This window comes from Phytohabitans rumicis (genome assembly GCF_011764445.1).
Lineage (GTDB): Bacteria > Actinomycetota > Actinomycetes > Mycobacteriales > Micromonosporaceae > Phytohabitans > Phytohabitans rumicis.
Genome location: NZ_BLPG01000001.1, coordinates 855,261 through 879,267 on the forward strand (window position 1 = coordinate 855,261; position 24,007 = coordinate 879,267).

General features: G+C 72.1%; 19 protein-coding genes and 1 pseudogene. 4 read left to right on the plus strand and 16 right to left on the minus strand.

Going from position 1 to position 24,007, the window contains the following annotated elements:
* Nucleotides 1-20: 20 nt before the first annotated feature.
* Nucleotides 21-227, minus strand: a complete 207-nt coding sequence (locus tag Prum_RS03645; protein WP_371871182.1) for a ferredoxin — start codon at nt 225-227, stop codon at nt 21-23.
* A complete protein-coding gene (locus Prum_RS03650; RefSeq protein ID WP_246277624.1) occupies nt 224-1,405 on the minus strand; it encodes a cytochrome P450 in 1,182 nt (393 codons plus the stop codon). Before Prum_RS03650 ends, Prum_RS03645 begins: the two co-directional genes overlap by 4 nt.
* A 170-nt stretch (nt 1,406-1,575) precedes the next feature.
* On the opposite strand from Prum_RS03650, the gene Prum_RS03655 reads away from it, so the two are divergent.
* The gene (locus tag Prum_RS03655) at nt 1,576-2,808 is read left to right on the plus strand and encodes a nucleotide disphospho-sugar-binding domain-containing protein (RefSeq protein WP_173073935.1); all 1,233 of its coding nucleotides are present in this window, start codon (nt 1,576-1,578) and stop codon (nt 2,806-2,808) included.
* Here the strand turns inward: Prum_RS03655 and asnB are convergent.
* Genes asnB through Prum_RS03670 form a run of 3 tightly spaced genes read right to left on the minus strand, consistent with a single transcriptional unit; the run spans nt 2,765 to nt 6,592 of the window.
* Nucleotides 2,765-4,627, minus strand: a complete 1,863-nt coding sequence (asnB, locus tag Prum_RS03660) for an asparagine synthase (glutamine-hydrolyzing) (RefSeq protein WP_246277625.1) — start codon at nt 4,625-4,627, stop codon at nt 2,765-2,767. The two genes, Prum_RS03655 and asnB, sit on opposite strands and share 44 nt — an antisense overlap.
* Entirely contained in the window at nt 4,609-6,405 is a 1,797-nt protein-coding gene (locus Prum_RS03665; protein WP_173073937.1) for an acyltransferase family protein, read from the minus strand. Before Prum_RS03665 ends, asnB begins: the two co-directional genes overlap by 19 nt.
* Before the next feature lie 7 nt (nt 6,406-6,412).
* Nucleotides 6,413-6,592, minus strand: coding sequence for a hypothetical protein (locus tag Prum_RS03670; protein ID WP_173073939.1), 180 nt, complete (start codon nt 6,590-6,592; stop codon nt 6,413-6,415).
* Between the two features lie 138 nt (nt 6,593-6,730).
* On the opposite strand from Prum_RS03670, the gene Prum_RS03675 reads away from it, so the two are divergent.
* Complete coding sequence (locus Prum_RS03675) at nt 6,731-8,092, plus strand: FAD-dependent oxidoreductase (RefSeq protein WP_173073941.1); 1,362 nt, start codon at nt 6,731-6,733, stop codon at nt 8,090-8,092.
* A gap of 70 nt (nt 8,093-8,162) precedes the next feature.
* Here the strand turns inward: Prum_RS03675 and Prum_RS03680 are convergent, their stop codons facing one another.
* From Prum_RS03680 to Prum_RS50820, 7 genes and pseudogenes are all read right to left on the minus strand, one after another.
* Nucleotides 8,163-9,353, minus strand: a complete 1,191-nt coding sequence (locus tag Prum_RS03680; RefSeq protein WP_173073943.1) for an acyl-CoA dehydrogenase family protein — start codon at nt 9,351-9,353, stop codon at nt 8,163-8,165.
* A 25-nt stretch (nt 9,354-9,378) separates the two neighbouring features.
* A complete protein-coding gene (locus Prum_RS03685) occupies nt 9,379-10,959 on the minus strand; it encodes a GMC family oxidoreductase (protein ID WP_173073945.1) in 1,581 nt (526 codons plus the stop codon).
* Between the two features lie 39 nt (nt 10,960-10,998).
* Nucleotides 10,999-11,475: an SgcJ/EcaC family oxidoreductase gene (locus tag Prum_RS03690; protein WP_173073952.1), complete on the minus strand. Its 477-nt coding sequence runs from the start codon at nt 11,473-11,475 to the stop codon at nt 10,999-11,001.
* Nucleotides 11,476-11,483: 8 nt separating this feature from the next.
* Nucleotides 11,484-11,939, minus strand: coding sequence for an SgcJ/EcaC family oxidoreductase (locus tag Prum_RS03695; RefSeq protein ID WP_173073960.1), 456 nt, complete (start codon nt 11,937-11,939; stop codon nt 11,484-11,486).
* Nucleotides 11,940-11,956: 17 nt separating this feature from the next.
* A complete protein-coding gene (locus Prum_RS03700) occupies nt 11,957-12,436 on the minus strand; it encodes an SgcJ/EcaC family oxidoreductase (protein WP_173073967.1) in 480 nt (159 codons plus the stop codon).
* A 30-nt stretch (nt 12,437-12,466) separates the two neighbouring features.
* Nucleotides 12,467-16,468 (minus strand): acyltransferase domain-containing protein, encoded by a 4,002-nt coding sequence (locus Prum_RS03705; protein WP_246277626.1) that lies wholly within the window; start codon nt 16,466-16,468, stop codon nt 12,467-12,469.
* Between the two features lie 194 nt (nt 16,469-16,662).
* Nucleotides 16,663-17,976, minus strand: a pseudogene (locus tag Prum_RS50820) (beta-ketoacyl [acyl carrier protein] synthase domain-containing protein); the annotation flags it as partial.
* Between Prum_RS50820 and Prum_RS03710 the strand changes: the two are divergent.
* Nucleotides 17,964-19,649: a (2,3-dihydroxybenzoyl)adenylate synthase gene (locus tag Prum_RS03710; RefSeq protein WP_173073969.1), complete on the plus strand. Its 1,686-nt coding sequence runs from the start codon at nt 17,964-17,966 to the stop codon at nt 19,647-19,649. The pseudogene Prum_RS50820 and the gene Prum_RS03710 sit on opposite strands and share 13 nt — an antisense overlap.
* 14 nt (nt 19,650-19,663) lie before the next feature.
* Here the strand turns inward: Prum_RS03710 and Prum_RS03715 are convergent, their stop codons facing one another.
* From Prum_RS03715 to Prum_RS03730, 4 genes are all read right to left on the minus strand, one after another.
* Complete coding sequence (locus Prum_RS03715) at nt 19,664-20,530, minus strand: nucleotide disphospho-sugar-binding domain-containing protein (RefSeq protein ID WP_173073971.1); 867 nt, start codon at nt 20,528-20,530, stop codon at nt 19,664-19,666.
* A gap of 23 nt (nt 20,531-20,553) precedes the next feature.
* A complete protein-coding gene (locus Prum_RS03720) occupies nt 20,554-21,351 on the minus strand; it encodes an ABC transporter permease (RefSeq protein ID WP_246277627.1) in 798 nt (265 codons plus the stop codon).
* Complete coding sequence (locus tag Prum_RS03725) at nt 21,348-22,346, minus strand: ABC transporter ATP-binding protein (protein WP_173073973.1); 999 nt, start codon at nt 22,344-22,346, stop codon at nt 21,348-21,350. The genes Prum_RS03720 and Prum_RS03725 overlap by 4 nt, the downstream gene beginning before the upstream one ends.
* A gap of 63 nt (nt 22,347-22,409) precedes the next feature.
* A complete protein-coding gene (locus tag Prum_RS03730) occupies nt 22,410-22,895 on the minus strand; it encodes a MarR family winged helix-turn-helix transcriptional regulator (RefSeq protein ID WP_173073975.1) in 486 nt (161 codons plus the stop codon).
* 70 nt (nt 22,896-22,965) lie between these two features.
* Here Prum_RS03730 and Prum_RS03735 point away from each other — a divergent pair, with 70 nt between their 5' ends.
* A complete protein-coding gene (locus Prum_RS03735) occupies nt 22,966-23,997 on the plus strand; it encodes an LLM class flavin-dependent oxidoreductase (RefSeq protein WP_173073977.1) in 1,032 nt (343 codons plus the stop codon).
* The last annotated feature ends 10 nt before the right edge of the window (nt 23,998-24,007 follow it).

Genomic DNA, 24,007 nt, shown 5'->3' on the forward strand with positions numbered 1-24,007 from the left:
GAGGACGCCGGCCGCGGTGATCACGGGCCGGCGATCCTCAGCGCCCCGGAGGGGCAGAGCCGGCCGGCCTCGTGGACGGCGGGGTCATCGGCATCGGTGCTGGCGCGGACGACCACCCGGCCGTCCGCGTCACTCTGGTCGAAGAGCTCCGGCGCCGACAGCACGCACAGGCCGGCCCCGACGCACCGCTCGCGGTCGATGATCAGGCGCATCGCGATCCCCGTCACCAGGTCACCGGCAGCCGATCAAGGCCGTAGACACTGGCGTCCCGCTTGAACGGCAAGTCCGCCAGCGGCACGGCCAGCCGCAGCCCGGGCACCCGGGTGAACAGCGACCGGAACACGATCTCCAGCTCGGCCCGCGCGAGATTCTGCCCCAGGCACTGGTGTGCGCCATACCCGAAGGCGACATGCTGCCGGCTGCCGCGACCCAGGCGCAACCCGGCCGGGTCGTCGAAAGTGTCCGCGTCGTGGTTGGCCGAGGCGAAGCTGAGTAGTACCCCGTCGCCGGCCGGGATGGTCACGCCGCCCACCTCGATGTCCGCCGTGGCGACCCGGGGCATCGTGTCCACAATGCTCAGATAGCGCAGCAGCTCCTCCACCGCCAGGCCGAGCGCCGCCGGGTCCTTCGGCACCGCCGCCGCTCCCCCGTGCTCCAGCAGCACCACCACGCCCAGCACGATCATGCTGGCCGTACTCTCGAAGCCGGCGATGAGCAGCAGCATGGCCAGCCCCACGAGCTGGTCGTGATCGAACTCGGCGTTGCGCCGCGCGGCCAGCCGGCTGAGGAGGTCGTCGCCGCCGTCTCGCTCCTTGCCGGTCACCAGCCGGTCCAGGTACGCCCTGAGCTCGCCGCCGGCCTGGCGCCGCCGCTCCGGCGGCACATCGCGGCGGACCTGAACAGCCGCCCGGTCCAGGAAGAAATCCCGGTCGGCGTACGGCACGCCGAGCAGCTCGCAGATGACCGTCGAGGTGACCGGCAGGGCCAGCGCGGTGACCAGTTCCGCCGGGCGCGGGCCGGCGAGGAGGGCGGCGATGCTCTCGTCGACCACCCGCTGGATGTGCGGGCGCAGCCCGTTCACCCGGCGCACGGTGAACTCGGGCATCAGCATCCGCCGCCGCGGTCCGTGCTCGGGCGGGTCCAGGCCGATCAGCGACCGCCCGACGGCCGCGATCGCCGCCCGACCCTGCGCGGTCACGAGTTCCGTGTACGGCGAGTTCGGGTGCCCCCGGTCGGCGCTGATCCGCGGGTCGGTGGCCAGCCGGCGGACGTCCTCGTACCGGGTCACCAGCCAGGCGAGTTGACCGTCCGGCAGCCGGACGCGGCTGACCGGCCGCTCGGTCCGGAGCGCGGCGTAGCCGGCCGGAAGATCGAACGGACAGGTTCGCGGGACCGGAAAGGCCATCGCGCACATCTCGGCTTCTCCCCTCGACCGGAGCCTTCATCGTCGGCGGGCCGGCCGGGGCGGCGCATCTCTGTCCGTGCCAAGCGATGGCGCGCCGGAAGATGCGGGCGGCGCCGGGCGGGCGGCAGGCTCAGCCGTAAGCCTTACCCGACCCGTGAAGGGAGCCGGCTATGCGCGTGCTGGTCACGCCGCTGGCGGTGCACTCGCACTTCTTCAGCATGGTGCCGCTCCTCTGGGCGTGCCGGGTCGCCGGGCACGAGGTGCTGGTCGCCTCCCAGCCCAGGCTCGTCGGCTCCGCCATCGGGGCCGGCCTGCCCGCCGTCGCGGTGGGCCGGTCCGGCGACTTCCAGACGGACGCGGTCGACCTCATGCGCCGGCACATGGCCGGCGACCCGGAGGTGCCCAGCATGGCCGAGCCATGGATCAGGACGGCGCGGACCTGTGCCGCCGACCTGGTCGACCTGGGCCGCTCCTGGCGGCCCGATCTGGTGCTCACCGACCCGATGGCGTACGCGGGCCCCCTGGTCGCGGACGCGCTCGGCGTGCCGCTGGTCCGGCTGCTGTGGGGCCCGGACTGGCCGCGCTTCGGCTTCGGCTTCGGCGGCCACCCCGAAGGCGGCCACCCCGAGCGCTGGCCGGCGTCGCTGGTCGAGCTGTTCGAGTCGTACGGCGCCCGTACCGCCGTCGACTTCGCCGTCCACACGCTGGACCTCTTCCCGCCGAGCCTGCAAGTGCCGGGCCTGGCGAACCGCACGTCGGTGCGGTTCGTTCCGTACAGCGGCCCGGGCACCGTGCCCCGCTGGCTTGCCCGGCCCCCGGACCGGCCACGGGTCTGCGTCACCTGGGGCACCAACACCACGGTGTACGCCGGCCCGCAGAGCTTCCTCGTACCCGAGATCCTGGCCGGCCTGGACGGCCTGGACGTCGAACTGGTGCTTGCCCTGTCCGGCCCGAACCTCGCGCTGTCCGGCCCGGACCGGGAACGGCTGGGCGACCTGCCTGCCGGCGCCCGCCTGGTCGAGCACCTGCCGCTGGACCTCGTCCTGCCGTCCTGTGCCGCGCTGGTCAGCCAGGGCGGGGCCGGGGCCATGGGCACCGCCGCCGCGCACGGCGTGCCGCACGTCGTCGTGCCGGTGATGGCGGATCAGCCCACCAACGCCGGCCTGGTGGCCGCCACCGGGGCCGGCTTCGCCCTGTACGACCGTCCACTGGACCCGGCCGACGTACGCGCGGCGGTGACCGCGGCGGCGTTCGACCCGCAGCCGCGCGCCGCGGCGACGCGGCTGCGGGAGGAGATTCTGGCTCTGCCGACGCCTGCGCAGACCGTTCCCCTGCTGGAGAATCTGGCCGCCGCCGGCGTCAGTCGACCAGGCGGACGCGATACCGGCTCAGCCACTCGTTGAGCTGGAGCACCATCTCCACGCTGGCCCGGCGCACCCAGCCGGAGGCGTCCGGCACCGGTTCGGCCGCTCGACCGCGCGCGGCCTCAACGTCGAGCAGCGGCAGCACCGGCGCGTCCAGATCGGCGAGCAGCTCGCCCAGCTGGACGCGCCCCGCCAGCTCGTACGCCGGATCCAGGGTGGTCGGGTAAATGACCTTGCGGCGCTGGACGATCGAGGCCGGCAGCAGGTCCCGCACCGCGGCGCGCAGCAGGCTCTTCTCCATGCCGTCGAACGTCTTCATCGCCCACGGCGCGTTGTAGACGTACTCGACCAGCCGGTGGTCGCAGAACGGCACGCGGACCTCCAGCCCGACCGCCATGCTCATCCGGTCCTTGCGGTCCAGCAGGGCCGGCACGAAGCGGGTCAGGTTGATGTAGTTGGCCACCCGCAGCCGCGCCTCGTCCGGCGTCTCACCGGGTAGCGGGGGTGTCTCGGCCACCGCGTCCCGGAACCGCTGCCGCCGGTAGCCGTCCAGGTCCAGCCGAGCGGTGAGCCCTGGATCCAGCAGCGCGCAGAGCGGGTCCCCGGGCCGGAGGAACGCGATCCAGGCGAACGTGTCGGCGGCCAGGGCCGGTGGGCTGAACAGCCATGGGTAGCCGCCGAACACCTCGTCCGCCGACTCACCCGACAGGGCCACAGTGGAGTGTTCCCGGATGGCCCGGAACAGCAGGTACAGCGAGCCGTTGAAGTCACCGGCGCCGCTGGGCACGTCCGCCGCCCGGACGGTGGCGGCGCGTACCGCCGGATCCGCCAGCTCGATGGTCTTCAGCAGGATGTCGGTGTGCTCGGTGCCGAGGTACGCGGCCAGCTCGTGGGCGTACGGCTTGTCGTGGCTCGACATGAGCGGGCTTGGCCGGAACGCCTCGGCGTAGCCGAAGTAGTCCACTGTGAACGATCGCAGCGGCCCGCCACCGCCGGCTCGCAGCGACCGCGCGGCCAGCGCCGTGAGCGCGCTGGAGTCCAGTCCGCCGGAAAGCTGTGCGCACAGCGGCACGTCGGCTACGAGCTGTCGGGAGACGATGTCGGTGAGCAGGTCCCGCACGGTGTTGACGGTGGTGGCCAGGTCGTCGATGTGCTCCCGAGCGTCCAGCGCCCAGTACCGGCGGCGGCGCAGGCCGCCCCGGCTCACCCGGACGAGGTGGCCCGGTCGTACCTCGTACATGCCTTGGAACGCGGTGACCTCCGGCGTCTTGGCCTGAGCCATCAGCTCGCGCAGCCCTTCGAGGCCGACGACCGCCTCGGCCAGCGGGTTGGCCAGGATCGCCTTGGGCTCCGAACCGAAGAGCACGCCGGCCGGCAGCGGGTAGTAGAACAGCGGCTTGACCCCCATCCGGTCACGGACCAGCAGCAGTTCCTCCCGGCGGGCGTCCCACATCGCGAACGCGTACATGCCGTTGAGGTGGTCGACGAAGTCTTCGCCCCACTCCAGGTAGGCGCGCAGCACCACCTCGGTGTCGCTGCGCGTCCGGAAACGATGGCCCCGGGCGCGCAGCTGCGACCGCAGCTCCCGGTAGTTGTAGACCTCGCCGCTGTAGGTCAGCATCGCGAGCGTCCGCCCGTCGGCCTCCGCCGGCATGGGCTGACGGCCGCCCTCGATGTCGATGACGGCGAGCCGGCGGTGGCCGAACGCGACGTGGGTGTCGAGCCACACGCCCTCGGCGTCCGGGCCGCGGCAGGCCATCGTGTCGGTCATGGCCTGGACGCACTCCCGTGCACCGGTGAGGTCCCGGTCGAAGTCCACCCAGCCGGCGATGCCGCACATCAGGAGCCGTCCCGCCACATGGCCTCCACCGTGACGACCAGTTCGGCGGTACGGGCGAACAGCTCGTTCATCCGCGCGACCGCCGCGGCCGGGGTCAGCCGGACCTGCCCGTCGTCGGTGATGTGCCGGCGGTCCAGCGGCGCCGGTGCCCCGGTGAGCCGCACCGATGGCCCGTCCAGCAGGCTCGTCGCCGCCTGCGGCCGGGAATCCCGCAGAGCCGCGGCGGCCCGGTCCACCACATCCGAGTACGCGGTGAAGACGTCCCACAGCGCGGTGAGGTCCACGGTTGCCGCGTCCCAGCGCTGTCGCGTATCCCCGGTGAGGCTCGCCGTGGCGAGCAGTTCCCGGCCCATGGCGCGTTCCAGGTCGAGCAGGTTCGCGCGGATGGCGTCGCGGTCCGCGACGGCCCGGGCCACCGCGGCGGCGGTCGGGTCCGTGGCCGGATCGGCCGCCGGATCGGGCGCGGACCCGATCACGGCGAGCCGGTCCGGTGGCCCGGTGCCCACGGCCGGCGGCCGGTCCGGGCGCCGCCGGCTCAGCAACCGGTCGCCCCACGCCGCCACCGGGCGCTCCAGCAGGTAATAGCTGACGGTGGCGGCCAGCACCGCACCGGCCACCGTGAGCGCTTCGAGTTTCCAGAACCCGCTGGTGCCGTACAGCTCCCGGATCGGCCGGGCCGCGCCGGTACGGACGCTGCCCGGCTGCAAGACGAAGTGCATGATCGCGAAGTGCCACAGGTAGATGCCGTACGAGACGCGGCCCAGATGCACCACCGGCCGGTTGGTCAGCACCGCGTCCAGCAGCCGAGAGCCGCGCGCGCCCGGTGCGACCAGCGGCGGCACGGTCAGCAGGCCGAAGGCGGTGACCATCAGGTACGTCACCAGCAGGCCGCTGACCGAGTAGATGGCGTCCATGCCGATGACGCTGAACGGGCGGGCGCAGTTGACCAGGTAGACAACCAGCGCGCCGAGGTAGAACAGGTTGGCCTTCCCGGCCGCCGCGCGCAGGAACCGCGGTGTGTCCACTGGGGACACCTGGGCCAGGGCGATCATGACGGCCAGCGCCATGCCGACCCCGATGGACGGGGCGAAGCCCTGCGGCCACCAGAACACGATCCGGTTGTCCCAGCCGTTCGCCTTGACGAAGAACAGCCATGCCAGGCCCATCCCGATGAGCAGTGGAACGGGCAGCATGAGCCGCCGGGCCCGGATGGCCGGGGTGGCGCCCCGGATGGCGTACCGGTGCGACGCCCAGGCGATCAGCGGCAGGGCGAGGTACCACTGCACCATCGTGGGTACGGTCCAGGTGACCTCCAGGCCGGTCAGCAGCTTTGGTACGAACGGGCTCGGCGCGTACACCTGGAGCAGCAGGACCGGCCGCAACACGTACCAGACGCCGTCGACGACGCCGCGGTGGAACGCGAGCAGCACGACGGCCAGCATCAGGTAGTACGCGGGCAGCAGGCGCAGCAGCCGGCGGACCAGGCCGCGGCCCTGCGCCGGCCTTCGGGTGCCGGCGATGACGGACTTGGCCAGCGGCAGGTACAGGTACAGCGCCGGCAGGACGAAGAAGACGCCGATGAACGACGGCAGCCCGCTGACCAGAAACGCGCCCAGGGCGTTGCTGGGCGGGCGCGTATCGCCCAGCGCCCGGGTGCCCAGCAGGCCGGAGAACATGGCGACGTGGACGGTCAACAGTGCCAGCGCGGCCATCCCTCGGATGCCGTACACGGCGGCGGACCGGTTACCGTCCACAATGGTCGTGGCCGCCCGGTGGCGTTGCGCGAGGTCGGTCATTGCCGGCTCAGGAAAGGGCCGACTTGACGAAGTCCAGGGTCGCGCGTACCTGCGGCCCGTCGACCACGTCCAGGGCCTGCTTGAAGCCGGGGATCCGGGCGTGCAGGAAGTTGCGCAGCACCCGCAGCTCGGCCGAGTTTACCGTGAAGGTTTTGGTGCCGTCCTTGTTGTCGACTACCTGCGGCATGTCGGCCTCCTCGCGATCGGTCAACGACGTTGCCATCGACGATCGCCCGTGCGGTTGGCGCGGCGCATCTTCGCTGATGCGCTCAAGAGGGCAAGCCAGCGGACGCCGGACCGGCGCCCACCATGGTGTCCTCGGCGCATGAACGCTATCGAGGGACGTCGACGCGCTGTCGTTGTCGGGGGAAGCATCGCCGGGACGCTCGCGGCCCGCGTACTGTCCGATGTGTACGACCACGTGGTGGTGGTGGACCGTGACGAGGTGCTCGGGGTCAACGGCCCGCGCCGAGGCGTCCCGCACGCCGTCCACGCGCACGGCCTGCACGCGCGCGGGTACCACATCCTCGCCGGCCTGTTCCCCCATCTGCTGGAGGAAGCCGGGAAGCTGGTCGGGCTGACGGTCCGCGACTTCGGCGGCATGCGGTGGTATTTCGACGGGCGGCCGATTGCGACCGCCGACACCGGGCTGCGATCGATCGCCGGCTCCCGGCCGGTTTTGGAGAACTACCTGCGCTCGCGGGTGGCCGCGCTGCCGAATGTGGAGTACCGCCAGTGCACCGAGCTGGTCCGGCTCGTCACGACGGCGGACCGCACCCGGGTGACCGGGGTCCGGCTGCGGGCCAGCGACGCCACCGGCGAGGGCGAGGAGCTGGCCGCGGACCTGGTGGTGGACGCCACCGGCCGGGGCTCGCGCACGCCCGCCTGGCTGGCCGAGTGGGGCTACGACCGGCCGCACGTCGAGCGCCTGAAGATCGGCATGGCGTACACCACTCAGACGTTCCGCCGGCGGCCCGGCACGTTCGGGCCGCCGCAGGCGATCAACCCGGTCGCCTCCCCGAACCATCCCCGCGGCGCGTTTTACGGCCAGGCCGTGACGGGTGACTGCCGGGTCTCCCTGACCGGCATCCTCGGCGACCACCCACCGGCCGACCCGGAGGGTTTTCTCGCCTACGCGCGCTCGCTGCCGGTGCCGGACATCTACGAGGCGATCCAGGACGCCGAGCCCACCAGCGCCGCGGTGTCGTTCGGGTTCCCGGCGAGCGTCTGGGTGCACTACGAACGGCTGACCCGGTTTCCGCAGCGCCTGGTCGTCATCGGCGACGCGATGTGCGCGTTCAACCCGGTCTACGGGCAGGGGATGACGGTGGCCGCGATGGAGGCCATGGTCCTGCGGGACCACCTGCGCCGGTACGGCGTCCTCGACCCGGTCGCGGTGCACCGCGGCTTCGCCCGCGCGATCCGCGACCCGTGGCTCCTGTCCACCTGGGGCGATCTGGACTTTCCCGGTGTGGCGGGCCCGCGGCCGTGGCGGGTCCGGCTGTTCAACGCCTACCTCACCCGGGTGCAGTACGCAGCCACCAAGGACGCGGTGGTGACGACGGCGTTCATGCGGGTGGCTGGGCTGGTGGACCGGCCGTCGGCGCTGTTGCGCCCCAGCCTGGTGGCCCGGGTGCTGCGCCTGGCCCGGGGTCGCCGGGAGTCGGCGACGGTGCACGCCGCATGACGTCGGGCCGGACAGGCTCCTGCCCGGCCGCGCGTACGGCGCCGCGGCCGGGCAGCGGGTCTGGACGGTCCTACAGGTACTGGGTGTTCGGGTCCAAGCCGCACAGCACCCGACCGTAGAGCTCAGCGTTGGTCGAGGGCACCATGAGCGCGTGCAGGTTCACCGCGTGCATGTCTCGCACGATCCGCTGCATCGGCACGTCGCTGAGGATCGACGAGCCACCGCTGGCCATCGCCAACACGTCCACCGCGTCCCGACCCAGTTGGCACACCGCACCGATGTCGGCCCGGGTGCGGACCCGGTCGAGCACCGTCCACGGTTCGCCGTTGACGCCCTTCGTGTCGACCAGCCGGGTCATCCGCTCGGCGTGGAAGTCCGCCTCGTCAATCTTCATCGTCGCCTCGGCGACCTGAAGATGGGTGATGGCCGCCTCGCCCTGGTGCGCGTAGTCGGTGTACGTGATTTTCCGGCTGCCCAGGCGGTTGAGGAAGTTCTCCCGGGCCGCACGGGCCATTCCCACGACGGTCCCGGCGGAGCAGGCGTTGGCCACGCCGACCAGCGGGCCCTGGTACATCGGCAGCCCGGTGTTGCGGACCGAGGTCGTCCGGCCGGCGAGCAGCGCCGGCAGCGGCAGGACCCGCTCGGCCGGCACCAGGACGTCCGTGGCGACGGTGCTGACGCTGCCCGAGCCGCGCAGCCCTGACGTGTACCAGTCGTCGACGATCTCTAACTCCTCGATCGGGATGAGGGCCACCACCGGCCACATGTTCACCCCGTCCGGCGCGGGCGCGATCGCCATTGCCGCCTGCCAGTGACTGTGCAGTGCGCCGCTGATGAAGCTCCACCGGCCGTTGATCACCATGCCGCCCGCGGTTGGCGTGGCCGACGCGGACGGCGTCAACGTGCCGCAGATCCGTACGTCCGGGGTGGCGAACACCTCGTCCTGAACCTCATCGGGAAACATGCCGACCATCCAGCCCGCGATCGCCCAGACGGACGCTGTCCACGCGACCGAGCCGTCGCCGCGGCCCAATTCGGCCAGCACGGCGTGCAGGGTCGCCGCGTCGGACTCGTACCCGCCGTGGTGGGCCGGGACCCGCATCCGGAAAACGCCGGCGTCGGCGAGCGCGGCGATGGTCTCCTCGTGCAGCCGCCGGTGCTCCTCCGCCCACGGCGCGTGCTCGCGCAGAAGCGGCACCAGCTTGGTGGCCCGGCGAACCAGCTCCACCCGTGGCGGCGCCTGCGTTGTGCTGGGGCTCATCCTGTCCTCCAATTCGGCTGAATGGTCATCCGGCGACGGCAGCGGCCGGCTGGCGTTCCAGTGGGGCCACGCCCTTGATCAGGTCGGCCGCGCGCTCCGCGATGGCGACGATCGGCGCGTTCGGGTTGCCGCGCACCAACGTGGGCATGACGGAGGCGTCGACGACCCGCAGCCCCGACACGCCGCGCACCCGCAGCTCGGCGTCGACGACCGTACCCATGGCGCAGGTACCGGCCGGGTGGAAGATCGAGTGCAGGTAACGCCGCACGTAGGTCCGCAGGTCCCGGTCGGACTCGGAGGCCGGCGGCTCGTGCCGCCCCTCGGTGTACGGCGCGAGCGCCTTCTGACCGGCGATGTGCAGCGCGATCCGGACTGCCTCAACCGCCCGCTCCACATCGGACTCTTCGGCGAGATAGTTGTGCGAGATCTTCGGCTTCGCCGTCGGGTCGTCCGACGCCAGCATGACGCTGCCGCGGCTGGCCGGGGTCAGCATCGACGGGCCGAACGAGAACGAGTGGTGGGTGGGCGTGCCCAAGCCGCTGTCGGCGAACATCACCGGCGCGCCGAGGAACTCGACGTCCGGGGCGGCCAGGCTGGTGCTGGTGCGGACGAAACCACCGGACTCCGGCCCGTTGGCCGTCATCGGGCCCCGGCCCTCGGTCAGGAACCGCTGCACGTTCTCCGGCTGGCCGGCGACCAGCAGGCTGATCGGGTGCGAGTGGGTGTAGACCAGCGGCACCAGCGCGTGATCCTGCAGGTTCTGCCCGACCAGCGGCTGATCGAGCACGACCCGGATGCCGAGGGCGCCGAGCAGCCAGCCCGGGCCGATGCCGGACAGCATCAGCAACTGCGGCGAGTTGTACGTCCCGGCGCTGAGGATGACTTCTCGTTCCGCGCGCAGGGTGACCGTTTCGTCGAGCCGCCGCCCGACCACGCCGGCCGCCCGGTCCTCCTCGATGACCACCCGGTGCACCTGCATGTTCGTCTCGACGGTGAGGTTGGGCCGATCCAGCACCGGGTGCAGGAACGCGGTGGCGCTGCTGCACCGCCGGCCGTCGCGCTGGGTGACCTGGAAGAAGCCGAACCCGTCCTGGGTGGCGCCGTTGAAGTCCTCGTTGAGCGGGTAGCCGGCCTGCACCCCGGCCTCGACGAACGCCGCCGACATCGGGTTGTTGGACCGGCCCTCGGAGACCGCGAGCGGACCGCCGACGGCGTGGTACGCCGACTCTCCGCGCTCGTTGTCCTCCGAGCGCTTGAAGTACGGCAGCAGCTCGTCGAACGTCCAGCCGGGCTGGTTCCACCCGTCGAAGTCGAGCCGGCTGCCCCGCACGTACACCATGGTGTTGATGGAACTGCTGCCGCCGAGCACCCGCCCGCGCGGCAGGTAGACCCGGCGGCGGTCGAGGGACGGTTCCTCGTGCGTGTCGTAGTCCCAGTCCAGGTGCGTCCGGAAGAGCTTGCCGAAGGCGACCGGAACGTGGATGTTGTCGGCGGTGTCCGCCGGGCCGGCCTCGATCAGGCACACCGAGACCGTGGGGTCCTCGGACAGCCGCGCCGCGAGGACACACCCCGCGGACCCGGCGCCCACAATGATGTAGTCGTACACTCGCTCCTCCTCGGGTTGTCCGGGCTCCGCCCGGCCGGATCAGCCCTTGACCGGGCTGCTGTGGTGCGACACGAGGCACGGCGGTCCGTCCGGCCGCCGCACGATGATCCAGGTGGCCCGGATGAGGTTGCCGGGCAGCAGGTCCGCGTCGTGCGGCAGCACGATTCCGCCTTCGGTGACCACCATGGCCACGTCACCGGTCAGGAATCGCACCGCGATCGGCCAGCCCTTCACCCGCGCGTTACGCAGCCGCCCGGCGAAGCCCTCGGCCATGTACGACCGGATCTCTTCCCGCCCGACCAGCTGGGTGTCCCGCATGAGCAGGCTGCCGTCGGCGGTGAAAATGCCGGCGAAGATGTTCGCGTCGTTGGCCGCCCACGCCGCCTGAATGCGCATCGCCACGGTGAGCGCGGCCTTCTCGTCCGGCGCCGTGAACTGCCGGTAATAGGAGGCGTCCTCCGGGACGCCCGCCTCGGCCAGGATGGCCGAGGCGTCGCCCCACCCGTTGGTCGCCACCGCCCGGCTCAGCCCTTGATCGGGCAGGTCTGGTGGGACGCGACCCGCCAGTCCCCGTCCCGATTCACGATGATCCACATGGTCCGGACCTCGTTCATCGGGTCCAGTTCGGCCTGGCCCCGGCGAATCACCCCACCCTCGGTCACGGCCACCGCGACCGTGTCGTTGAGCAGGCGGATCTCCCGCGGCTGCTCGGTGATCCGCGATCCGGCGTACGCACCGGCGAACGCTTCCGCCACGTACCCGCGGATCTCGTCCCTGCTCGTCAGCTGGTTGTCGCCGACGAGCTGGCTGCCGTTGTCGATGAACATGTCGGCGTACGCGTCGGCGTCGTTGGCGTCCCAGGCGGCGCGCACCCGCAACACTGCGGTGAGCACGGCGCCCTCGTCTCCGTTCGGAAAGTCGCCGTAGTAGCTGGCCCACTCCTTGGCGCCGGCCACCAGCGCCGCGGCTTGGTTCTCCATCTCCCGTCCTCCCGTCGTCACCAGCGCAGCGTGGCGGCCTCGCCACGCGGGCTGTTCTGGTATCCGGCCAACTGCCATTGCCCGTCGCGGCACACCGTCACCCAGGTGGACCGCACCGCCAGTTCGGGCGCGATCTCGGCCTCGCCGGGCGCGAGGATGCCGCCGTGCGTACGCAGCAGGGCGACGTCGTCGGCCACGAACCGGACGTCCACCGGCCGCCCGGTCACGCCGGTGCCCTTGAACGGCCCGGCGTAGGCGGCCAGCATGAACGCCCGGATCTCGTCGCGTCCGCGCTTGTAGACGTCGCCGGGCAGGATCAGGATGCCGTCGTCGGTGAACACCTGGGCGACGCCGTCCGCGTCGTTCTTCGCCCATGCGCCGACCAGCCGCAGCGGTACGCTGAGCGCGGCCTTCTCCCGTTCGCTGGTGAACCTTCCGTAGTAGGCGTCCAGCTGCGCGTCCGGGATCGGCGAGGGTCTTGAGGTCACTGTGGACATTCCGGTCTCCATCCTTTTTAGATGATCGGGTCAGGCGGATATGTAGCTTTCGGTGATGTGCGCGCCCAGCGCCGCGACGGTCGGTCGGCTCCACAGGATCGTGGGGGGCAGGTCGATGCCGAAGTGCCGCTGGAGGCGGATCCGCAGCGCAACGGTCATCACCGAGTCGACGCCCATCTCGACGAGCGGCCGGCGTGGGTCCACGTCCTCGACCGCCAGGTTCAACTCCGCGGCGACCTGCTCCCGGACGTCGGCGGTGACCAGGGCCCGCAGTTCGGCGTCGGGCAGGTCCGTCCAGCCCGTGCCGAATCCGAGTTGGGCGCCGGAGTCGGCCGGTCCGCTGGTCGCGGTCAGCTCCCGGAACATCGGCACCCGCTGGCCGGCCGGTGGCAGCGGCAGCAACCGCAGGACCGCCTTGTATGAGCCGCGGAACCGATCGGCGAACTGCCACGCCCGGAACGCCTCGGCGTCGGAGACGACGTCCAGGCCGCGGGCGTTCGCCTCCAGCATGGTGCTGGCGATCGTCTCCGACATGCCCATGCCCCGCCAGGCCGTCCAGCCGAAGCTCACCGTGTCGGTGTGGCCGTCCCGCTGCCGGTGCGCGGCGAGCGCGTCCAGGAACGAGTTGGCGGCGGCGTAGCTGGTCTGGCCGGTGAGCCGGGTGAACTGCCCGCAGGAGGAGAAGAACACCATGAAGTCGACCGAGCCCGGCGGGAACAGCCGGTGCAGGACCATCGCGCCGGATGCCTTCGGCGCGAGCACATCGCGCAGGCCCGCACGGTCCACTTTGTCCACCATCGCGTCGCGGACCACGCCGGCCGCGTGGACGACGCCACGGATCGGCGGCAGGCCGTGGGTGGACGGGTCCAGCGCCGCGGCCACCTCGGCCTGGTTGGTGATGTCCAGCGACAGCACCGTGACGGTGGCGCCGAGCGCTTCGAGCGCCAGCACGTCGTCGATCTGCCGGCGAACCCGTGGGTCGCGCACGGCCGCCCACCCGGCCCGCGGCGGCAGGCCCCGCCGGCCGGTCAGCAGCAGCCGCCGGGCGCCCCGGTCCACCAGCCACCGCGCGACGGCCAGGCCGAGCACGCCCAGCCCGCCGGTGATCAGGTACGTGCCGGCCGGCTGGCACCGGAGCGGTTCGCCGTCGACGGGCCGCTCGATCGGCGTGAGCCGGGGCACGGTCGGGCCGTCGCCGTCCAGCGCGATGATGTCCTCCTCGCCGGCCGCGCGCTCCAGCACCGACAGCAACCGCTGCTCGGTTCCGCTGTCGAGGCCGGTGTCCGGCAGGTCGATGAGGCCGCCCCACAGCTCGGGGTGTTCCCCGGCGATGATCCGGGCCGCGCCCCACAGCGGAGCCTGCCCGAGGGCGGATTCGCGTCGCGGGTCCCGGACACCCCGGGTGAGGCACCACAGCCTGGGTCCGGGCTCGGCCGGGTGTTCGGCGGCGGCTTGGACCTGGGTCAGCCGCTGTGCGGTGCGCACCAGCAGCCAGGTCGCCGGCTCGGCCGCGAGGTCCGGCGACGCCACGCCGGCCGATTCCACCGCCGGGATGACCAGTACGGCGTCGGCGCCGGCGAGCGCCGCGGGTAGCAGGTCGTCCGGCGCCGCCACCCGCTCGCACAGCACGCCGAGGCCGGTGCACCGCTGCGCCAACGGTCCGGTGTCGGCTTCGTCGCCGACCAGGACGAGGCGGCGCACCGGCCGGCCCGCGGCGGCCGGCTCGTACGGCCGCCAGGCGATCTCGTGCACCAGCTCGCGCGGCGAGGCGACGGCGCCCAGCTCGTCCTGGATGGGGGCGAACCGGAGCCCGCCCACCTCGCACACCAGCCTGCCGTGCTCGTCGGCGACTCGGACGTCCACAGTGTCCTGTGGCGAGCGGGGCGAGCGCCGCGAGTGAACCACGATCCGGGCCGGCGGCTCGTCCCGGAAGGCGACCGACCCGATGTGACAGGACATCCACAGCCGGCGCGCGTCCGGTGGGGTGACCACCACCGCGCTGATGGTGAGCGCGCCGTCGATCACGTGCGCCCAGCTGGCGGCACGGTCGGCGGCCGGCTCGATGGTGATCCGGGCGAGCTGCTCGTCGTCGTTGCGGCGCAGTTCCTCGACCTGCCAGGCGAACGCGTACCCGCCCACCCCCATGCTCCGGAACATCCCGTCGACGGTCTCCCAACCGGACTCGCGGTCGCACCGGGCCCGGATCTCCTCGGCATCCACCACGCCGGACGGCAGGTCGCGGCCACGGTCCACGGTCGCGGTGCAGTGCGTGATCCAGTCCAGTCCCTCGTCCTCGGCGTCGCCGGCCTCGCTGGCGGGGCTGGCGGCGACCCGGCTGGCCAGCCGGACCGAGTTCTCCGCCAGTACGACCTGGACCACCCGCGGCGGCGTCACCGCGACCGGGGTACGCAGGACGATGTCGGCGAGGCCCGGTGGCCGGCCGTTGCGGGTAGCGGCCGAGACGAACGTGTCGATGAGCACCGCGGCCGGCGTGATCTCGACGCCGACCACCTCGTGACTCTGCGGGTACGGCCGGCAGGACAGGTCCAGATACGTCTGCCACACCTGCCGGGCCGGCGCACCGCTGACCGTCATCTTCCCGCCGAGCAGGGTGTGCCGGTCCGGGTCGTGGCCGCCGCCGGGGCCCGCCGTCGCGGCGGTCGCCGGGAAGATCCAATACGGGCGGTGCTGCCAGGCCACCACCGGCAGGTCGGCCAGGTCGCCGGCCGGGTAGGCGCACGACCAGTCCACTTCGGCGCCGGCGCAGTGCAGCCTGGCCAGGCCGGTCAGCACGGTGGCCACCTCGTCGGCGTTGCGGCGCAGCGTCGGCACCACCGCTGTCGGCTCCGCGTCCACCCGTTCGAGGCACTCGACGATGGAGTGGGCCACGATCGGGTGCGCCGAGACCTCCAGGAAGATCCGGTGCCCGTCCTCGACCGCCGCCGCGACGGCCGACGCGAATCGCACCGGCTGGCGCAGGTTGGCCACCCAGTAGTCGCCGTGCCGGAGCGCGGACGAGCGGGGATCGGGCAACGCCGTCGTGTAGAGCGGGACCTCGGCCGGGCGCGCCGCCAGCGCCGCGGCCGCGGCGGCCACCGTCGGCACGGCCTCGTCCACGTGCGGGCTGTGGAACGCGACGGTGGTGTCCACCCGGCGTGCCGCCAGTCCCTCCTGGGTCCAGCGCGCGGCGAGTTCCGCGATGGCCGCCTCGTCACCGGAGACCACTGTGGACATCGGGCTGGCCTCGATGGCCGCGACCGCGTCGGTGCGGCCGGCCAACCGCTGCGAGCATTCCGCGAAGGGCTCGTCGATGAGCACCATCGCGCCGCGGTTCTCCAGCCGGCGCAGGGCCAGCGCGCGGCGGCAAGCGAACCGGGCCGCCTCGACCACGTCCAGGCAGCCGGCGGCGACCGCCGCGGCGATCTCCCCTACCGAATGCCCGATCACCGCCGCCGGCCGTACGCCGTGCCGCCGCCACACCGCGGACAACCCGACCTGCACCGCGAACGTCAGCGCCTGCACCTCGACGGCGGTCCACGGCCCGCCCTCGGTCAGCGCGTCCCGCGGCGTCCACCCCAGTTCCTCGGCGAATACGTCCGCCAGCCCGTCCAGGGCCTCGGCGAACGCCGGCTCCTCGCGCAGCAACTGCCTGCCCATGCCGGACCACTGGGCGCCGTGCCCGGAGAACACCCAAACGGGCCCGGTCGCGGACCCGGACGCGGCCCGGTCCCGGATCACGGTCGGGGCCGGCTCCCCCGCCGCCAGCGCGGACAGCCCGGCGACCAGCTCGTCGACCGACCCGGCCACCACCGCCGCCCGCTGGGGGAGGTGCGACCGCCGCCGGGCCAGCGTATGCCCGACCGCGCTCAGCTCGGCGTCGGGCCGCGCGGCCAGCCACTCGGCGGTGTCGCCGGCCAGCGCCCGCAGTCCGGCCTCGGACATCGCCGACAGCGGGACCACGGCCTGCGCCTGGCCCGCCGCCTGCGCAACGGCGGGCGCCTCGACGGGAGACGCCGGTGCCTCCTCGAGCACGAGGTGGGCGATCGTCCCGCCCACGCCATAGCTGGACACTCCCGCCCGGCGCGGCCGCTCCCCGCCGGCCAGGCGGTGCGTTCGCCGACCAACCGCAGCCCATTGGCCCGCCAGTCGATGTCCGGGTGCGGCTCGGTGTGCAGGCTGGGCGGGATCTCCTTGTGCCGCAGGGCGAGCACGGTCTTGATGAGGCCGGCGATGCCGGAGGCGCCCTCGACGTGACCGATGTTCGGCTTCACGGAGCCGATCAGGCACGGCTGGTTCGGCGGGCGCCGGGCCCCGAACACGTCGGCCAACGCCCGAGCCTCCTCGCGGTCGCCCGCCGGGGTCCCGGTGCCGTGTGCCTCGACGTAGTCGATTGTGCCGGGGTCGACGCCCAACCGGTCGTACACCTGACGCAGCATGTGCTCCTGCGCGGCGCTGTTCGGCGCCATCATGCCGTCGGACCGTCCATCTTGGAATACGCCACTGCCGAGGATGACGGCCAGCACGGGATCCCCGTCGCGGCGCGCGTCGCAGAGCCGCTTGAGGACCACCACACCGGCACCCTCGCCACGGCCGTAGCCGTCCGCGTCACGGTCGAATGCCTTGCTGCGGCCGTCCGGTGCGGTGGCGCCGGCGGCGTCCAGCGCGACGAACAGGGCCGGCGTGGCCATGATGTTGACGCCGCCGACGATGGCCACCGGCGTCTCGCCGGATCGCAGGCTGTGGCAGGCCATGTGCAGGGCGGTGAGCGAGCCGGCGCAGGCGGTGTCCACCGCCACGCTCGGCCCGCGCAGGTCGAGGAAGTACGAGATCCGGTTGGCGATTCCGTAGTACGTCGTGCCGTTGACCGCGTACGCGCCGGTACGGGGAATGTCCTCCAGCAAGCGGCGGCCGTAGTCGTTGGAGTTGGCGGCGACGAACACGCCGGTCTCCGAACCGCGCAGCGCCAGCGGTGGGAGGCCGGCGTCGCCCAGCGCCTCCCAAGCCAACTCCAGCATGATTCGCTGCTGCGGATCCAGGAAGTCGGCCTCGCGCGGGGAGATGCCGAAGAAGTCCGCGTCGAAACCCTCGATGTCATCGAGGAAGGAGCCGAGTCGTGTGGTGTTCCGCATTATCGCCGTCGCCTGCGGTGAGCTTGTCGCGTACGGCTCCCAGCGCTTGTCCGGCATCTCGCTAATGGCGGTCCGGCCCGAGCGCAGGGCGGCCCACAGTTGGTCCGGTGAGCCGAGATCGGGGGCGAACCGACAGCTCATCCCGATGACTGCAACGGCCTCGGCGCGATCCCCATCCTGCGTCACGTCGGGTTCCTCTCCACAGTGGTCAGACGGAGCCGATTCGATTTCGCCACCGGAACTCGGCTCCGCACACATCGTCGCCGCGCGCCAAACGGGCGGGCATCTCGCGAAGTGCGGTCGGTCCTGGCCCGCACCGCATTTGCGGAGATGCACCACCCGCGAACGGACTGTCACGCTGGCGTGCGCCCGCCCGTACTCCGTATGGAGGTTTCGGCATGCCCCCGACATCACCCGGCTTGAGCCGGAACGGCTTCGTCCCGTGGCCGGCGGACATGGCCGCCCGGTACGTGGCGAAGGGCTACTGGACGGACCGTCCACTCGGCACCCGCCTGGCCGCCGCCGCGGATGCCACGCCGGACGCGGTGTGCCTGGCCGACGGTGATTTCCGGCTGACCTTCCGGGAGCTGATGGCGCGTGCGGACGGCACCGCCGTCCGGTTGCGCGCGCTCGGCCTGCGCCCCGACGACCGGGTGGTGATGGCTCTGCCCAACTGCTGGGAGTTCGTCGTGCTGACGGTGGCGTTCCTGCGCCTGGGTGTCATTCCGGTGATGGCGCTGCCGGCACACCGCCGCCAGGAGATCGCGGGCGTGGCCGAGCGCACCGGGGCGGTGGCCCTCGTCGTCGCAGACCGGACCAAGGACTTCGACCACCAGGCGCTTGCCCACGAGATCGCCGCGCAGTCACGGACCGTCCGGCATGTGCTCGTGGCCGGCGACGCGGTGACCGGCGACGCGATCGACGCGCGGGCCCTGTGCGAGCCGGCCGGCGACGCCGCTTCGGCCCGGGCCGAGCTGGACGCGATCGCACCCTCCGGCGCCGCCATCGCGCTGTTCCTGCTGTCCGGTGGCACGACCGGGTTGCCGAAGCTGATCGCCCGCACCCACGACGACTTCGGCTACATGGCCGGCCGGGCGGCCGAGGTGTGCGGAATCGGCCCGGACTCCGCGTATCTTGCCGTGCTCCCCCTCGGCCATGGCTTTCCGCTCGCCGGCCCGGGCGTGCTCGGCACGCTGATGGCGGGCGGCCGCGCGGTGATCGCCCGCTCGCCGGCCCCCGACCGGGCTTTCGCCGCGATCGCCCGGGAGCGGGTCACGCACACCGCCCTGGTTCCGGCGATCGTGGCGCGTTGGCTGGAGTACCGCACGGCGCGGCCGGCGGCGGATCTCAGCTCGTTGCGGCTGGTCCAGGTGGCGGCGGCGCGGCTGCCAGAGACCGCCGCGCGCGGCATCGGCACGATCCTCGGTTGCGCGCTGCAGCAGGGGTACGGCATGTCCGAGGGCCTGTTCTGCCTGACCCGACCCGGCGATCCACCCGACGTCGTGCTGCACACCCAGGGCCGGCCGATCTGCCCCGACGACGAGCTGCTGGTGCTGGGCCCGGACGGGCGACCGGTCGCGCAGGGCGAGCCGGGGGTCCTGCTCACCCGCGGGCCGTACACCACCCGTGGCTACTACCGCGCGGAGGAGCTGAACGCGCACGCGTTCGCCCCCGGCGGGTGGTACCGCACGGGTGACATCGTGCGCCTGCGGCCGGACGGCAACCTGGTCGTCGAGGGCCGGGAGAAGGACGTCATCAACCGCGGCGGGGAGAAGATCTGGGCGAAGGAGGTCGAGGCCGGGGCGCATCGGCTGCCCGGCGTACGGGCGGTCGCGGCGGTGCCCATGCCCGACCCGGAGCTGGGCGAGCGGGTGTGCCTGTACGTGGTGCCGCACGAGGGCGCGGCCGTGACGCTCGCCGAGGTGCGGACGGCGATGGGCACAGCCGGGATCGCCCCGTTCAAGCTTCCCGAGCATCTGGTCCTGGTCGACGAGTTGCCCAGTACCGCCGTGGGAAAGGTGGACAAGCGCGCCCTCAGGGCGGACCTCGACCGCCGGCTCGCCGGCCCATCGGTGGCCTCCTAGCAGGGGCCTCCCAACTAGCCTGCGGCCAGGGCCGCCAGCCGGGTCACGACCTGCCTGGGGGCCGGTTGCGCCAGGATCTCCGCCCGCAGCCGGCGGGCGGCCGCCCGCGGCCCGTCCTCGAAGAGCACCGCGGTGACCGCGGCCGTCATCTCGGCCGGTTCCGGGTCGGCGTCCAGGCAGACGCCGGCGCCGGTGGCGGCCAGCAGCCCCGCCTCCGCCCGCCCGGCAAGCACAACCTGCGGTACGCCATACGCCGCGGCGGTGAGGACGTCGCTCGCCCCGCCCCGGCTGACAACGGCCGAGCAGAACGGCAGCAGCAGGTCGAGCGGTAGTCCGGCGACCGGCACCACCTCGACGTCCAGCTCGGCCAGCCCATCGACAAGGTCTAAAGTGGACTGTCCGGTGACGCAGACTCGGGGCCGTTTTGGCGGCTCGGCCAGCCAGCCAGGCAGCTCCGCCGCCCCGTGGAACGGGATCCACCGCATCGTGACCCGATCGGCGAGGCCGGGCACCTGGAGACTGGGCGGAAACGGGTCGACCGTGAACGCCGCGCGATCGGGCGCCGCCGGCACGTCGTTCGGCCCGCACAGGTGGCGGACCATCGGCACGCCCAGCGTCCCGGCGAGCGTTGGCGCCGGGGAGAACCAGGGATCGGCGACGACCACGTCTGGGCGCCACCATTCGGCGAAGGACAGCAGGTCCCGGGCGACGGCCGCGGGACCGACCGGCACGGCGGGCAGGGCGCACCGGTCGACGGTCTCGGCGACGTGGGGTTCGGCGGCGAACCGGACCTCGTGCCCGTCCGCCCGGCAGGCCCAGGCGAGTGGCACCAGCGACCAGGCGCGCGTGGCGGACGCGGACGGCGTGAACAGTATGCGCACGGCCTGCCTTCTCTCGGGTCCCATCAGTCGATCGCGCGGCGCAGGAACCCCCTGGTGCCGATCACGGTGAATATCGCCCCGGACGCGAGCAGCGCGACGAGGCACAGCCAGCTCGCGATGTGCGGAATCTGCGGCACCACCGCCGACCGGATTCCCTCTGAGAGATAGGTCAGCGGATTGGCCGCCGTCACCACCTGGAACCAGGGCAACGTGTCCAGCGACCTCCATGGGTACTGGGTGGCGCCGGTGAACATGAGCGGAGTGAGCACCAGGGCAAAGGCGATGTTGATCCGCTCCGGTGCCATGATCGTGCCCATGGTGAGGCCGATGGCGCTGCCGACCCACCCGCCGATGATCAGGAAGAGCACGAGCAGCGGGATTCCACTGGCTCGCCACGGAGCGGAACCGAGCATCAACGTCCCGACAGGGAACGTAACGATCGCGGTACCGATGCCCTTGATCGTCCCGACCAGCATCTTCTCGACCGCCACCAGGTAGGTGGGCAGCGGCGCGAGGAGGCGGTCCTCGATCTCCTTGGTCCAGCCCAGATCGAGGGCCAGCGGAAACGCGACCGTCTGCAGGGCGGTGAGGAAGGTGGTGATCGCCACCACGCCGGGTAGGAGCAGGTCGCCGTATGCCTGTGACACGTACCCGGTCCGCTGCAGCACCTCGGCGAAGACGAACAGCATGAACAGCGGCTGGATCGCGTTCTCGGCGAAGAACAGGCCCAGTTTTCGACCCGTGACGAAGATGTCGCGCCACAGGATGGCGAGAAACGTCCGGCCCTGCGAGGACCGTGCCGCGATGTCCATCGTGGTCATCGCAACCCCCTGCCGGTGAACGCGATGAACACATCCTCCAGGCTCGCCCGCCCGACATGGACGTCGGACAGCCGCGCCTGGCGCCGGTCCAGCACGGCGACCAGCAGCGCCAGCGCGGCCGTCGGCTCGGAGTCCAGGTGGAGCCGCAGTCGCCGTTGCCCGTTGGCCGATGTCGCACCGGGCGGCGTCGGGCACGGCGCCACCCACTCGCCGCGCTTCACACCGTCCACTGTGGTCAACGCCGTCAGCACCGACGCGGGGTCGTCCCGCGGCGCCGGGACGACCGACAGGTCCAGTACCGTCCGGTCGGCCAGGCCACGGATCAGAGCGGCCGGAGTGTCCAGCGCCAGCAGCTTGCCATGGTCGACGATGCCCACCCGGTGTGCCAGGTCCGCCGCCTCGTCCATGTCGTGGGTGGTCAACACGATGGTGACGCCGCGCTCTCGCAACTCCCTGACCCGATCCCAGAGAAACAGCCGGGACTGCGGGTCCAGCCCGGCGGTCGGCTCGTCCAGGAAAAGCACCTGCGGTTGGTGCATCAACGCCCGCGCGATCATGATCCGCTGCGTCATGCCACCGGAAAGGACCTCGATCCTCTCGTCGGCCCGCTCCGCGAGCCCGAACGCCTCAAGCAGCTCGGCCGCCCGAGCTCTGCGCACCCGGGCCGGCACGTCGTGGTAGGCGGCGTGGAACAAGAGATTCCGCCGTGGGCTCAGGCTGCGGTCCAGATTGGTACGCTGCGGCACCATCGCGAGTAGCCGCCGGGCACCGACCGGATCGCGATGCACGTCCACCCCGCAAACCGCCGCGTATCCGCTGGTAGCCCTCACCCGGGTGGTCAGCACCCCGATCGTCGTGGACTTGCCGGCGCCGTTGGGCCCGAGCAGGCCGAAGATCTCCCCGGCGGCCACCTCGAACGTCAAGCCGTCAACCGCGTTCACGCGGCCCTTCGGGTACCGCTTGACGAGGTCCCTGACTTCCAGCGCGGCGGACACGCCACAGAGCGTCGCAGCGTGGCCGCTCGTGGCGCACCTCCGGACGTGCGGTACGACGACGTGTCACGTGGTGCGGGAATCGAGACGCGCACGGAGCGACCTGGCGATCTCTCCCGCAGCGTCGAGTTGCTGCGCCGTGAGTGCGTCGACGAAGAGCTCACGAACGGCGCGCAAGTGCGGAAAGGTCGCGCCCGCGAACGCCTCGGCGCCGGCCGGGTCGAGCACCACCTCGGCTCCCCGGTTGTCGGTGGCGCACTCCTCGCGTCGGATCAGGCCGCGTCGCTGCATCCGGCCGAGGTGGTGGGAGAGGCGGCTGCGCTCCCAGCCGATGCTTGCCGCGAGGTCGGAGGAGCGCATCCGCCGTCCCGGCGCCTCGCTGAGGGCGAGCAGTACCGCGTAGTCGCCGGGCGACAGCGAGGACTCGCTCTGCAACCGGGAGGCGAGCTCGGCGCGGAGAGCCTCGGCCGTTTCGATGAAATCTCTCCAGATCCGCAGCTCATCGGCGGTCGGCAGCTGGCGACCCCGCCGCCTGGGTGTGTCCCGCGTCATCGGCCCTCCTGATTGACATGTCAATCACATGATACATAATTGACGTGTCATCCATGCGAGGAGGCCACCCATGTCCGACGTCATCCTCGGACTCGACACCTTCGGCGACGTGCCGGAAGACGACTCCGGCGTCCTTGTGTCCCACGCCGCCGCGATCCGGCAGGTCGTCGACGAGGCGGTGCTGGCCGACGAGCTCGGCGTCGACGCCATCGCGCTCGGCGAGCACCACCGGCCGGAGTACTCGATATCAACACCGGAGACGGTGTTGGCCGGCATCGCCACACGCACCTCACGGATCCGGCTGGCCTCCGGCGTCACCGTACTGAGCTCGGACGACCCGGTCCGGGTGTTCCAACGCTTCGCGACCGTCGACGCGCTCTCGAACGGGCGCGCCGAGGTGATCCTGGGACGCGGCTCATTCACCGAGTCCTTCCCACTGTTCGGCTACGACCTGCGCGACTACGACAAGCTGTTCGAGGAGAAGATCGAACTGTTCGTGCAGCTGCTGGACGAGAAGCCGGTCGCCTGGTCCGGCACCATGCGCCCCGCGCTCGATGACGCCGACGTCTTCCCCAAGACCGAGTCGGGACGGCTGACCACCTGGGTGGGCGTCGGCGGCTCGCCGCAGTCGGTCATCCGCACCGCCCACTACGACCTGCCGCTCATGCTGGCCATCATCGGCGGCCCGCCCAAACGCTTCGCCAGCTACATCGACCTGTACCGGCGAGCCGCCGAGCAGCTCGGCACCACCGCGCACCCGGTCGGCATACACTCCCCCGGCTTCGTCGCCGACACCGACGAGCAGGCCAAGGAGGTGTTCTGGCCGCGGTACCGGGTCCTGCGCGACCGCATCGGCGCGCTGCGCGGATGGCCGCCCACCAACCGCGCGGAGTTCGACGGCGAGATCGAACGCGGATCCCTGTACATCGGCTCGCCCGAGACCGTCGCCCGAAAGATCGCCGGCACGATCAGGGACCTCGGCGTCGGCCGCTTCGACCTCATCTACACCGCCGGATCACAGCCGACCAGCGCCCGCCTGCGCGCCGTCGAACTCTACGGCAGCAAGGTGATCCCCATGATCCGCGACATCCTCGCCGACTGACCCGGGAGTC